The following is a 12684-nucleotide window of genomic DNA, read 5'->3' on the forward strand; positions in this document are numbered from 1 at the left end:
CGGGTCGAACCATCAGTCACTGAACCAGGAGAGTTTCATGCTGCGCCTTATCGTTCCCACCGCTGCCATTTTGCTGGCGTCGTCCTTCAGCGCTCAGGCTGCGTCCTTGAGTGAGCAGAATCTCAACAGAGAACTGCGAAACGTCGCCACACAAAGCAGTGTCGGTACTCCACGGGCGATCAACGAAGACATTCTTGATCAGGGCTACACCGTTGAAGGCAACACGCTGATCAACCACCTGAGTGTACAAAGCAGCCACGCCAACAAGATGCGCGCCGACCCCAAAGCCGTGTATTTCCAGCTGGGCGCCTCTGTGTGCAACAACCCATCGTTCCGTAAACTGATGGCCAAGGGCGCAGTCATGCGCTACGACTTCACTGAAGTGAAGACCAATCGCTCGGTCGGTTCCGCCAGCTATCAGGAATCGGATTGCCCGAAAGCAGCACCGGCCAAGAAGAAGTAATCATCGGGAATTGGCGCGCCGCTGTTCATCCTCGGCGCGCAGTTCTGCCACCAACGCCTGCAAGTATCGCGAACGCCGCTCGGCGCCTTCCAGACGCCGGCAACACTCCTCCTCAAGACTCAAATGATTGGTCTCGGCGGATGACTTCAGTAATCGATACAGATGCGTATCGATTTCCAGAATGACTCTGGCCATAGCTTCCAGCCTCCCTGCACCTCGCCCCTTTTTGAGCGAAAAATCCTTAAACCGCTTGAACCGTGCGCCCTGCCTTTGACGCAAAGTTGTCGTGTCATGCCTGTAACTTAGTAAATCAGAGCGCGAGGCCTGCGGCTTGCGTTCGGACGAACGGTGAATTCACCTTGCAAATCGTCAATAAGCGGTTGCCAGGAAAGACTTTGCGGCGCAATGATCAAGGCAGCGAGAATCTCTGCAAGGGTCTAGATTCAGAGTGTTCACGATCACTTTTCAGGGCAGGAAAGGGGCTGCCCATCGCGTGTCTTGTTGTGCGAACGTTTCTTTCATCCAAGGGAAAAACAGAGCCTGTATGGACGACTCGAACCGAGTCGAGTGGAGCGCCCAGGCATGGGCTTGGGCAGACAGCGACACATGAAGTGTCGCGGCGCTGACGACTGTTTTGTCGGTGCCAAGGGTTCTGTGCAGAAGGAGAAGTTGAATGCCTTACCAACCGAATGACCTCCTGAGCCGTCATTTCGAAGAAAGCGGCCACGACCTCATCAGCAAGGTCGAAGAGCAACTCAACCTGGTTTCACCCAACAGCCCCAACACTCCGATTTACCGCGACATGATCCTGACCGTGCTGCGCATGGCCCAGGAAGACCACAACCGCTGGAACGCCAAGATCACCCTGCAAACCCTGCGCGAACTGGAGCATGCCTTTCGCGTGCTCGAACAGTTCAGGGGGCGACGCAAGGTCACGGTTTTCGGCTCGGCGCGCACACCGATCGAACACCCGCTGTATGGCCTGGCCCGGGAACTCGGCGCGGCGCTGGCCCGCTCGGACCTGATGGTCATCACCGGTGCCGGTGGCGGCATCATGGCGGCGGCCCATGAAGGTGCCGGCCTGGAACACAGCCTGGGGTTCAATATCACCCTGCCCTTCGAGCAGCATGCCAACCCCACGGTTCAGGGCACCGCCAACCTGCTGCCCTTCCACTTCTTTTTTACCCGCAAGCTGTTCTTCGTCAAGGAAGCCGATGCGCTGGTCCTGTGTCCAGGTGGTTTCGGCACCCTGGATGAAGCACTCGAGGTGTTGACGTTGATTCAGACCGGCAAAAGCCCATTGGTGCCGGTAGTGCTGCTGGATGCGCCGGGCGGCAAGTTCTGGCAAGGCGCGCTGGACTTCATTCATCATCAACTGGAGGAAAATCGCTATATCCTGCCCACCGACATGAAGCTCGTGAGCCTGGTCTACAGCGCCGAAGAAGCGGTAGAGCAGATCAATCAGTTCTACGGCAACTTCCACTCCAGTCGCTGGCTCAAGCATCAGTTCGTGGTCCGCATGAACCACAAACTCAGCGACCAGGCGCTCGAACACATGCAGGAAGCGTTCGCCGACCTGTGCCTGAGCGATCACTTTCATCAGCACGCCTATAGCGGCGAGGAGCACGATGAAGCGCAGTTCAGTCATCTGGCGCGACTGGCCTTCAACTTCAACGCCAGGGATCATGGCCGCCTGCGGGAATTGGTGGACTATATCAACCTGCCGGAAAACTGGGCCGACTCCAAACCCCAGGCGCAACAGCGCACGCGAGAGCCGTCCAAGGTGACGTGAGGCAAAATCGAGGCAAAAAAAAACGGCCCGCTATCGAAATAGCGGGCCGTTTTTACTCAATCATCCATTCCCCGACCGCTGAACAAGCGGCCGATCATTTCCATGGAATATCCCCGATAACTCAGGAAACGCCCTTGCTTGGCACGTTCCCGAACGTCTATCGGCAGATGCCCGGCAAATTTGCGCCGCCAGGTATCTTCCAGTTGCTCCTGCCAATTGATACCGCTCTCGCGCAAGGCGAGTTCGATGTCGTTACGTTGCAGGCCGCGCTGACTCAGTTCTTCACGAATACGCAAAGGGCCGTAGCCGGAGCGAGCACGGTAGGAAACGAAGCTTTCGAGGTAACGGGCTTCGGACAGCAGGCCCTCTTCCGTCAAACGGTCGAGTGCTGTGTCAATCATTTCAGGGAGAGCACCGCGCTGACGCAGTTTACGCGTCAGCTCGACTCGACCGTGCTCGCGTCGTGCGAGCAGGTCCATGGCGGTTCGCCGCACTGCGACGAGTGTATCGAGTACGGCGGTCATCGGATCAATCAGATATCAGCGTCAGCCAGGTCATCAGCCGTCTCTTTGACTGGCGATGCTTTGACGTCCGGCGCCGGGGTCAGCAACTTGTCACGCAGTTGCTTCTCGAGCTTGGCGGCAATTTCCGGATTGTCTGCCAGGAACTTGGCCGAGTTGGCCTTGCCCTGACCGATCTTGGTGCCTTCATAGGCATACCAGGCGCCGGACTTCTCAACGAAACCGTGCAGCACGCCCAGGTCGATCATCTCGCCGTTGAGGTAGATGCCCTTGCCGTAAAGAATCTGGAACTCGGCCTGACGGAACGGCGAAGCCACCTTGTTCTTCACGACTTTGACGCGGGTTTCGCTACCGACGACTTCATCACCTTCTTTCACCGCGCCGGTACGACGGATGTCCAGACGAACCGAGGCGTAGAACTTCAACGCGTTACCACCGGTGGTGGTTTCCGGGCTGCCAAACATCACGCCGATTTTCATACGGATCTGGTTGATGAAGATTACCAGGCAGTTGGCGTTCTTGATGTTACCGGTGATTTTACGCAGCGCCTGGGACATCAGACGGGCTTGCAGGCCCACGTGCATGTCACCCATTTCGCCTTCGATTTCAGCCTTCGGAACCAGCGCGGCCACGGAGTCGACGATGATCACGTCAACCGCGTTGGAACGCACCAGCATGTCGGTGATTTCCAGGGCTTGCTCGCCGGTGTCCGGCTGGGAAACCAGCAGGTCGTCGACGTTGACGCCCAGTTTGCCGGCGTACTCAGGGTCGAGGGCGTGTTCGGCGTCGACGAATGCGCAGGTCGCGCCGGCTTTTTGAGCCTGGGCGATCACCGACAGCGTCAGCGTGGTTTTACCGGAGGATTCAGGACCGTAGATTTCAACGATACGACCTTTTGGCAGACCGCCAATGCCGAGCGCGATGTCCAGACCCAGAGAGCCAGTGGAGATAGCCGGGATCGCCTGACGGTCCTGATCGCCCATACGCATTACGGCACCCTTGCCGAATTGACGTTCGATCTGACCCAGGGCCGCAGCCAAGGCTTTCTTCTTGTTGTCGTCCATTAAAGTCCTCACGTAATCAATAAGGCCTGACGGCCAACACCTGTATAAGTAGCCAGTATTATTCCACAGCGTTTCAGGATCGCCTACCCCTGATTTGAGATTTCTCCAGCGGCATGACGCAGCAGCCCCTCTAGCGCGGCCTTAACCGTTTGTCGGCGGACCTCATCGCGGTTACCGGCGAAGTGCTGCACCTCGCTGAACACCTGCTCACCGACGCCCCAGGCCAGCCAGACCGTGCCGACCGGTTTGTTCGGCGAACCGCCATCGGGGCCGGCAACACCGCTGACCGCCACGGCAAAATGCGCCTGACTTTTTTCCTGAGCGCCGCGAACCATCGCCTCGACCACCTCGCGACTGACGGCGCCGACCGTTTCGAATAATTCGGGAGGCACGTTCAACTGCTCCGTTTTCTGTCGGTTGGAATACGTCACATAACCGGCCTCGAACCACGCCGAACTCCCCGGAATGCGAGTGATCGCCTCTGAGATGCCGCCGCCGGTACACGACTCGGCTGCGGCGACGTGGGCATTCAGAACCTGCAAGCGCCTGCCAAGTTCAGCGGCCAGTTGAGTGATTTCTTTCACGGTCATCTCCTGAGCGAGCGGAATGAGCACTACCGTACACGAGCAGATTGCGCTTGCAAGGCACAGGATCGGTCAAAATGTTATCGAGCGATGGCTCTGACATAGGCCTGGCAAGCCTGCAAGGCAATCAGTCCGCTGTCGCCGGCATCGGTGATGGCGATAATTCGTTGAGCATGCGCCGGGTCAAGTCGGGCTCGCGGGGCGCCATTATCCAGGCTGCGGGTGCTGGCGGAGTCTGGCACTGAATTGCCTGAGGCAACGTCGCCGGCATCGAGGAGGACTGACAAGCGCACATCAGCAGTGGCAAGACGATCGCGCAGGCGACCTTGATCACGTTGGGCATCGCTAAGCGCTCGGTAATGGGTTTGTTCGCTGGCCGACAGACGCTGCTCCAGCGCCAGACGCTTGTCCTGCTCGGCCTGTTGCTGCGTGGCGGCGGCCAGCGTCAGCCGGTTCAGCGCCTCAGCGTGCAGCCGGGCCTGTTCCGCGAGTTGACGGCCATAGCGCCAATCCTGAAAGTGCCAGGCCAGCGCCGCCGATCCGCCGGCCAGCACTGCCAGTAACACAACAAGGCCTATTGCCCGGTAAGAAATCGGGATCAGACCGAAGGCTGACATAGCACCGCCCTCGCCCGCGCCCACAGCTGCAGACGATCTTGCAGACCGTTAAGCCCACCGTTTATGCGCCGGGTGATGCTGTTGAACTGATCGCGGTCGGCCAGTTCATTGAGGCCGTTTTGCTCCCAGAACCACGCGGCTGATTCGGCGGCCCATTGGGGTTGTTCCAATAGCTGCGGAACAAACACCAAGCGATCATCGCCGAACAGTCCGAGGCTGCATTGGAGGTAGTTGTCACGACCGGTGATCTGGATCAGGCCTCGGCCGCGGTATTTTTGGCCGTCGCCGTCGAGCGCAGGCGTATTTCCCAAACGTGCGGCCAACGTGCCGGTGTCGTACTTGCTGAGGTATTGATTACTGCCCAACTCTCGTACGTATTGCAATTGTCCCGACTCGTGCCCGACTTGTGCCAGAAACGCGGCGATACGTTTGGGTGTATTGATGTTGAATCGCCCCATGGCGATGTTGAGACTGGAAATAAAAACGCCCGCTTGCTGGCGGGCGTTGGGCAGGATGCTTTGCAACATGTGTTGAGTAACCGACATGATCCCCCCAGAGAGAGAATGGAAAACAGCGTTGATGTGATTGGGTTGGCGCATTCACGAATCGAGCAAGGTCGTCAGGCCTTGGCGTCCAGGCAGGTTGCCTCGATCGAGCAGCGATAACTTTTCTCCCGACTGCCGCTGGCGGTCACCTTGTCGATCGACCAGCGACCGCGCATGAAATCCGGCCAGGTGGGATCCAGCAGTACGACGCCTTCGGCGGACAATCCGGGATTGCCCGGGCACTCGATCGTCACCTTGAGGGCTTCACGCAGCATCCGGCGGACCTCGCCCTCTCCGGCAGCCCGGGCATCGCCTGCACTCTGGTAGCGCTGGCGCATCGTCTTGAACGGCGCGATGCCGCTCTCTACCTCCTGCACTTTGCCGGCGGCCGCGTCCCACCAACCGGTTTTGCAACCCTGATATTTCGCCCGGGCAGTTTCCACCAACACTGCAGAGATAAAGGCGTTATCGCCCGGGTGATTGTTGGTCGTCACCGACAGCTTTATGTTCGGTAGAACTTTGCCCGACAAAGATTTCACCTGACCGCGCCGCGCCAACACATACAGTTCGTTGATCGGCTTGGCGACGGCGTCATGAAGGTGAGCCAGCCGGGTCAGAAAACCCATGTCCGTTTCGTTGGACTGATCAATGTGTTCGATTCGGATCAGCGCCAGCTCGGGTGCGACGCGAGGCGAAAACCCGTGCCTGGACGTCAATTGGCGAAACAGCGCACCCAACGTCGTCGGACCATGGCTGACCGATCGACGCTGCTTGAAACCGGTCAGGTCCGCCGCACTGAACGGCGCCGCCGTGGCCACCAGCGTCAGACGCAACGGGAACAGCGTCGGTGTACGTCGTGTAACGACGAACTCGCCTTTGTCCACCAGTCCCGACTCCCGATAACCGACCCGCAGGCCGATCTTCCCGCCCAGGTCCGGCAAGCCTTCAATCCCGTCCAGACTGAGGATCAGCGTCAAACTATCGGACTCGATTCCCGCCGCATCGACGTGCTGCCAGGAGAGCAATCGTTCGTTAAGCAGCGCAGCGTTGGCGCCATAAATTTCCACCGCGGGGGTGAATCCCAGTGACATGTTGCCTCCTTAATCCCAGGCCGAAACCGGCGTGGGTGCAACGGGTTTTACATCCAGTTCCGGCAGGACCACCCACACCCCCGCCGGCAACACTGCAGCGTATTCGGCCAGCCCCGGATTGAGCCGCCAGAGCGCTTCCTCGACGGCGTCGTCACAACGCCCGAGCTCGCGGTAGAGCAACAGATTCACCGAATCACCGGCAATACTTCGAACCCTATGCATTGGCGACCTCCATCAGCTCGATCGTCCAGTCGACCACCATCGCGGTACCGTCATCGATGATGTTGTTTTGGGTTTCGGACACATCGTTGATCCGCCACAAGCCCCAGTTACGACCAATGCCGTCAACCAATGGCAAAGGGATGCGCAGCGCCTGCAAGGCACGCAGTTCATCGAGCCGATTCATGGCGGTCGCGTACATTGATTTGCCCGAAATCGTCAGGGTTTGCAGGCCTTGGCCGATCTGGCTGGACTTGGGTTTGCTGGTGAGAATGTCGATGTTCGTCCAGCCACCGCTCGACTTGTGCACCAGGGCGCTGTAGGCGAAGTTTCTGGACAGGCCAAAAATGAAACTGCCCAGGACCATTTGCTGGCGCATTACGTACCTCCGTCGGTCAGGGCCGCGTCACTTCGCACAGAGAGCGGATTGATCATCATCGGCATAAACTCGCCGTTGAACTGCATACGCAGATTCGCCATGATTTTCTGAGTCAGTCGATCAGAGTCCGTCGGATCGGCACCGGTGATCTGGATGACGGGCGAGTAGTTGAACTGCCGGTTGTCCATGGGGTTGCTGGTCAGGTCCTTGCTGACCTGGTCCGGAGACCGAAGCCGGTCAACCTCGGTGTAGAGGGACTCACCAAGCATTTCCCCGCCCTCACTGCCGACGTAGGACCCGATCAGGCCGCCCACCAACGCTCCAATTGCAGTGCCCACAACCGGGACCGGGATGAAACTGCCGATCACCGCGCCGGCAGCAGCGCCCGCATAACCGCCGGCCAAACCGCCGACACCCGATCCGAGAGCACCGGACGCGGCTTTGTAATCACCCGCCAGCAGCGCTTTAATGCCGTCGTAACTCGTACTGGCGACCGCCATGGGAGCGCCCAGCCGACCGGTGAAGGTCTTGGCTCTGGCCATGGAAGTGACCAGTCGACTGCGCATCGCAGGACGTGGGGCTTTGATGTCAGCAGCACCCTGTGGTTTCTGTTTACCGTTGTTGTCTGGCGTACCGTCGCCTGTCTTTCTCTGGTCTTGACCAACGACCTCATCACTTCTCGGCGGCTTGATCGCAGCGTCCGGTTTAAGCAGTTCTGTTTTTGCAGGAAGAAACAATTGACGTGAGCTTGTTCATGATCGCCCCGCGAAACGGGGTCGCAAGCGCTGCACCCAGCAAGGACAATCCGGCGATGACTTTCGGGAATGTCTCAACCACCGAACTGAGGCCGCTGACCACTAGATCGGCGCTGACCATCGCGAGATCCGTAATAGGCGCCACTGCGTTACCGAGCCCCGTATTGAGACGGGTCCAGCTTGCGTCCAGCGCACTCCAGCGTGCTTGCGAGGTATTGCCACGGGCGTCGGCAGTCTCTGCCATTGAGCCTTTGCTCTTATCGGACGCCACCGTAAACGCGGTGTTCAGGTCCTGGGGGCTCTTCAGCAACTCGCGGATGCCGACATCGCCCTCAAACAGCGTCTTGATCAATGCACTCTGTTGCTCGGCTGGCTTGCTACTCAGCACCGCCAGCACTTCCTTGATCGCTCCCGATGCGTCCGTGCGCATCCTGCTGGTCAGTGCCCCCGGCTCGATATCGAGCTCGGCCCAGGCAGCCCGTTGCTCAGGTGTAGCCGTGTCGCCCTTGCCGAACGCCGTGCCCAGCGTCTTCAGCGATGCCCCGGCGCCGTCCTTGCTCACCGAAGCGCTCAGCAGGGCCGCTGCGATTGCAGCCACATGCTCGGGCTTCATGCCCGCCGCCAGACTCGTCTCGCCGCCGTTTTTCACCACCGAACCGATGTCTGCTGCCGTGGCCTTCAAATCGACCCTGGCACCAAGGCGGTTGGCCGCGTCGCCCAGGTCGAGGCTTTTTGCCCGATCAAGTTTCAACGAGCTATGCCAACCGGCCATCAACTCGCCGGCCTCCTTGGCGTCAATCTTGTACGCAGATGCCATGATGCCGATGTCGCGAGCGAAATCCGTCAGCACTTGCGGAACGTCATCCGAGTTGACGTTTTTGACCAGCCCCTCATTGACCGCTGCCAGTTGCACCTGCACCAACTGCACACCCGTCGTACCACTGGCGGAGGTACGTTTTTCAGTGGCTATTCTCGAGGCTTCATTCGCCACCACCTGAAGAGCTTCCGGGTCCAGCTGCAACTTTTGATTGAGATCGACCAAGGCCGTCTGCATTGCCATCGCCGGCGTCAACTCCTCCGGTGGTGCACGCTGGTCAACCTCGGCCTTGAGCTTTGACTTTGCCTCACCGGCTGGCGCAGGTGCCGACGCATTTGTCTTGAGCAGCGACTGCTGCGAAGCCAGGGTGCCGTTCAACGACACCAGGGTTTCGCGCAGCTTTTCCTGCGCCTCCACCAACAGACGGATGTCGTTGCTGGCTGTTGTGAGTGCCAGATTCAGCCCCGACAAAGGATTCGTGATACCGGCAAGTCCCGGTGTTTCTGATGCACTGCCGAGTGGCGGCAGCTCAATGCTCTTGATCTCCGCACCGGGCGGCGAATATTTACTCTCTGCCATCCCGCTCTACTCCTGTTTCACGCCAAGGCGAGTGATCGCGATGTCGTATCGGCGCAATGCCTTGCCGGCGTCCCATTCCAGAATGTCCGCCTCACTTACCGAGTAAATGAGCGGTACCACATCGAGGATTACTTCGATGTCGCGCTCCGAAAGAAGTCCGCCGGTTTGTTTAAAAAATCGTCGATGCGTACCTGAAGCTGTGTCCAGTCGGGCACGGTCAACAGATCCAGATCGGGAAGCATCAGCCCGGTGCAATGGGAGGTGATGAACTCGGCGCGTTCCTTGGCAGTTTTCAGTTTTTTCATCGCCTTGGTGGCGCGCAGCACCGGCATTTCCAGGGTGAGCGAGGTCAGGCTGCGGCCCGCAGCGCTGAGTGGTTGCAGCAGTTGCACTTGATCGGGATCGTCCGATGCAGCATCAGTGTCCTGCTGTAGAAAAAACGACGCCGGACGGGTCGACATCTCATGCACGTACTGCGCGATGCTCACGTAGTCCGGGCGTTTGAGCTGGTCGAGCTCCTTGACCGACAGGCCCGTGGCCAGTTTCGCCAGTTCGAAGAACTGATCGTCTTCGTCATCGCCGGCACGGGCCAGGGCTTCTTTCTGTGCGGCGTAAAACAACGGTTTGAGCTGTATCTGCTCGAGTGTCGATTGGTCGTCGGCGGTGATCGGCGACAACAGGACGTGAACGGGAGGCGTCCAGGACATGAAATGAATTCCTTGGTTGTGCAACCTGTGGGAGTGAGCCTGCTCCGGCCGGCGTTCCGACGATGGCGGCGGTACACCCGACATCAATGTGTCAGGCACACCGCTATCGCGAGCAGGCTCGCTCCCACAGGGATTGCGTTTAACGGAGTTGCATTGGGGTAGTGCGAGGGGCTACGGAATCAATACCGCGCGGCGGGCATCACCGAGAATGTCCACGCCATTGAGCACGAACTTTTGCGTGCGCACGTCGATGTCGATCACCGGAATGCCATTTTCGAGGCGGTTGTAGGTGCGGCAGGAAAGTTCGAGCGTGGTGGTGGGTTTATCGTTCATCTTGAGTGTGGCTTCAGTCAAAGACTTAAGCTGACCGCCAACGGTGTGGTACGTGAACCAGGTATTGCCGTCCTGATCCTGACCCGCCTCGCGCACGTTGAGCAGAATGTCTTCTCCCAGCCTCACGCCCAAGGAGAGCATGATTTCCGACCCCATACCCTGCAGAACCAGTTTGGCTGATAGCGCGGTGGCACTTTTTGCCATTGACTCGGTGATGAAGCGCCCGCCCGTCATCGTTTCCATTACGAAATCGATCTTCGGCGGTTCGAAACTCTCCACGGTCGCCGACAATGGCAAGCCTTGCAGAGTGGCCGCGATGGCCTGTCTTACGCGGTTGGTAAACATTAGAGAACATCCTCCAGGAACTGCTCGATGATTTCATCGCGGGCGTTGAGTTGATAAACCATGTGTTCGTTCGGCGCGTAGCGGCCGTAGTCGATGACGATGAACCAGGTGCCGTTCTTGTACTTCTCGACGCTGTTCAATTCCGGGTGCAGGTACACGCTGCCGCCGGGGATGGTTTCGTCGGCGACCAGGGTTTGCAGCCAGTCGTTGATGCGCTTGACCTCCTGATCCATGAACGACTTGGTCAGGTTCTTGGCCATCGCTTTCTGACCGGCCTTGACCAGCTTGCGGCTGATCGCATCTTCGAGGCCGACGTAGCTGATGAACTTGCCGGTGATGGAGCGGTTACCCAGCAGCGAGAAGCCGCCGAGGATGGTCCGGGCGTAGTAGCTGATGCCGTAGCGGTTCAGCAGATCGCCTTCGGTGGAGGTGTCGAGGATGTTGTATTCCACAACCCGCGAAACGTCTTCGGCGTAGGTCACCTGGTTGCCCGGGCTCTCCCATTGCTTGACCTTGGCCAAGGCGGCGATGGCAAGACTCGATGGCGACAGGAACACGTTCTTCTTCGCCGCTTTGGAGTAAACGGCCGGCATGTTGTGCACGACCAGGCAACGGTCGAAACCGAGGTCCGCGCCGCCCAGTTCCTGGCTGTAGGTCACTTGATCGGCCACCGCGGCGTCCTTGCCGTCGAGTACCACCCGCGCCTTGATACGCTTGCCAAACGAGGCGAACTCGCTGGCCACGGCTTTGGTGCCGGTGAAGCCTGGCGCACCGATGATGGTCAGGTCTTCGGGCACACCGCTCAACGCGGCCAGGCCCAGTTTGCGACCGGTCAGGGGCTCAACGCCGCCGATCACGTTATTCACCGTGTCCGCCGGGGTTGCGCCCTCTTCGACGATGACCACGTAGACCGGCACCTTGACCACTTTCAGGATCTGGAACACCGCGTGGAACAACGTGCCCGATTCAGTGCCGGTCGGATCGAGCAGCGCCTGGGTGGTGAAGCTGTTGATGCGAAACGGCGCATTGCGCGGAATCAGCGGATCGGCCTTCGGCGCCGTGCCGATCAAACCGATGACGTTGTCACCGAGGCCTCCCATGGCCTCGGGGGATTCGGTGGCATTGACGGTAATGCCGTTGTGCTCGAAGTTAAGAACCTCAGCCATGGTTATTCAGCCTTCTTGGCAGCGGCCTTCACGGCCTTGGTGGATGTGGATTTCAGCTCCAGGCGACCGGCGCTGAGCAGTGCGTTGGCTTCGACTTCGAGCAGGTCGAGTTCCTGGCCGGCGGTCGACCAGTGGCCGCGTCCGGTGGGGAACGGGACGAGGACGGTGTAGGTTTGGCGTTCAGCCATTTGGGTTTCTCCAGATGTGAAAAAGCCCCTGAATGAAGGGGCTGTCGGGTGTTGATTAGCGGATAAGAAAACGCCCCGACGGTGCGGGGCGTTTATTTGAGCTGGCCAGACAGCCAGGTGGGTGCAACCGGGCGGTGATCTGCCTGGGGAAACTCGGCCCCTTGCGGCCAGTCGCGCAACTCGCGACGGTAGGCTTGCAGCTCGGCGTATTGCTCGGTTGTCAGGGTCGTTGCGCCGCCACCATCCAGTTCGTCGCGCTGACGTGCCACGATGCCATCGGTTTTCGCCAACTGCCCATCACGCCAGGTGCGCTCGAGGTCAGCCAATTGCTCAGGAGCCATCGGCGGACGTTCAATCAAAGAGGGTGGATACGTATCAAAGTTGATCTTGATTAACTGCGACTGGCCGTTCAAAAGCTCGGCGTGCAGTTCGAGCGATATTTCGACAGCGTCCGCGGGAAGCTCTCCGCCCAAATCTGAATCGTGAAAAAGACCGGTTGTCTTACTGCTGTAAATCATC

General features: G+C 59.1%; 18 protein-coding genes. 2 read left to right on the plus strand and 16 right to left on the minus strand.

Annotation, left to right across the window (positions count from 1 at the left end):
- The first annotated feature begins 37 nt into the window (after positions 1-37).
- Entirely contained in the window at positions 38-463 is a 426-nt protein-coding gene (locus tag AB4N91_RS20470; protein ID WP_008153984.1) for a PA3611 family quorum-sensing-regulated virulence factor, read from the plus strand.
- Here AB4N91_RS20470 and AB4N91_RS20475 read toward each other — a convergent pair whose 3' ends face one another.
- Complete coding sequence (locus AB4N91_RS20475; RefSeq protein ID WP_010462709.1) at positions 464-658, minus strand: hypothetical protein; 195 nt, start codon at positions 656-658, stop codon at positions 464-466.
- A gap of 478 nt (positions 659-1136) precedes the next feature.
- Here AB4N91_RS20475 and AB4N91_RS20480 point away from each other — a divergent pair, with 478 nt between their 5' ends.
- Complete coding sequence (locus AB4N91_RS20480) at positions 1137-2255, plus strand: LOG family protein (protein WP_458725631.1); 1119 nt, start codon at positions 1137-1139, stop codon at positions 2253-2255.
- Between the two features lie 56 nt (positions 2256-2311).
- On the opposite strand, the gene recX is transcribed toward AB4N91_RS20480, so the two are convergent.
- From recX to AB4N91_RS20555, 15 genes are all read right to left on the minus strand, one after another.
- Entirely contained in the window at positions 2312-2779 is a 468-nt protein-coding gene (gene recX, locus AB4N91_RS20485; protein ID WP_010462714.1) for a recombination regulator RecX, read from the minus strand.
- Positions 2780-2787: 8 nt separating this feature from the next.
- On the minus strand, positions 2788-3840 hold the full coding sequence (gene recA, locus AB4N91_RS20490; RefSeq protein WP_007907270.1) for a recombinase RecA: 1053 nt from the start codon (positions 3838-3840) through the stop codon (positions 2788-2790).
- 83 nt (positions 3841-3923) lie between these two features.
- Entirely contained in the window at positions 3924-4424 is a 501-nt protein-coding gene (locus AB4N91_RS20495; RefSeq protein ID WP_010462721.1) for a CinA family protein, read from the minus strand.
- A gap of 80 nt (positions 4425-4504) precedes the next feature.
- Positions 4505-5041 (minus strand): lysis protein, encoded by a 537-nt coding sequence (locus tag AB4N91_RS20500; RefSeq protein WP_460111723.1) that lies wholly within the window; start codon positions 5039-5041, stop codon positions 4505-4507.
- Positions 5023-5586, minus strand: coding sequence for a glycoside hydrolase family 19 protein (locus AB4N91_RS20505; RefSeq protein WP_154503327.1), 564 nt, complete (start codon positions 5584-5586; stop codon positions 5023-5025). The genes AB4N91_RS20500 and AB4N91_RS20505 overlap by 19 nt, the downstream gene beginning before the upstream one ends.
- A 74-nt stretch (positions 5587-5660) precedes the next feature.
- Positions 5661-6677, minus strand: a complete 1017-nt coding sequence (locus tag AB4N91_RS20510) for a phage late control D family protein (protein WP_154912964.1) — start codon at positions 6675-6677, stop codon at positions 5661-5663.
- 9 nt (positions 6678-6686) lie between these two features.
- Positions 6687-6899 (minus strand): tail protein X, encoded by a 213-nt coding sequence (locus tag AB4N91_RS20515; RefSeq protein WP_154912965.1) that lies wholly within the window; start codon positions 6897-6899, stop codon positions 6687-6689.
- The gene (locus tag AB4N91_RS20520; protein ID WP_102594290.1) at positions 6892-7275 is read right to left on the minus strand and encodes a phage tail protein; all 384 of its coding nucleotides are present in this window, start codon (positions 7273-7275) and stop codon (positions 6892-6894) included. Before AB4N91_RS20520 ends, AB4N91_RS20515 begins: the two co-directional genes overlap by 8 nt.
- Positions 7275-8012, minus strand: a complete 738-nt coding sequence (locus tag AB4N91_RS20525) for a hypothetical protein (RefSeq protein WP_460111724.1) — start codon at positions 8010-8012, stop codon at positions 7275-7277. The genes AB4N91_RS20520 and AB4N91_RS20525 overlap by 1 nt, the downstream gene beginning before the upstream one ends.
- Positions 7981-9426 (minus strand): phage tail tape measure protein, encoded by a 1446-nt coding sequence (locus AB4N91_RS20530; RefSeq protein ID WP_460111725.1) that lies wholly within the window; start codon positions 9424-9426, stop codon positions 7981-7983. The genes AB4N91_RS20525 and AB4N91_RS20530 overlap by 32 nt, the downstream gene beginning before the upstream one ends.
- 128 nt (positions 9427-9554) lie before the next feature.
- Positions 9555-10133, minus strand: coding sequence for a phage tail assembly protein (locus tag AB4N91_RS20535; RefSeq protein WP_102594288.1), 579 nt, complete (start codon positions 10131-10133; stop codon positions 9555-9557).
- 171 nt (positions 10134-10304) lie between these two features.
- Positions 10305-10811 (minus strand): phage major tail tube protein, encoded by a 507-nt coding sequence (locus AB4N91_RS20540; RefSeq protein ID WP_102594287.1) that lies wholly within the window; start codon positions 10809-10811, stop codon positions 10305-10307.
- Positions 10811-11977, minus strand: a complete 1167-nt coding sequence (locus tag AB4N91_RS20545) for a phage tail sheath protein (protein ID WP_102594286.1) — start codon at positions 11975-11977, stop codon at positions 10811-10813. Before AB4N91_RS20545 ends, AB4N91_RS20540 begins: the two co-directional genes overlap by 1 nt.
- Before the next feature lie 2 nt (positions 11978-11979).
- Entirely contained in the window at positions 11980-12165 is a 186-nt protein-coding gene (locus tag AB4N91_RS20550; RefSeq protein ID WP_102594285.1) for a hypothetical protein, read from the minus strand.
- Positions 12166-12257: 92 nt separating this feature from the next.
- The gene (locus tag AB4N91_RS20555; protein WP_102594284.1) at positions 12258-12683 is read right to left on the minus strand and encodes a phage tail assembly chaperone; all 426 of its coding nucleotides are present in this window, start codon (positions 12681-12683) and stop codon (positions 12258-12260) included.
- Position 12684 lies beyond the last annotated feature (1 nt).

This window comes from Pseudomonas sp. H3_D04, assembly GCF_054669175.1.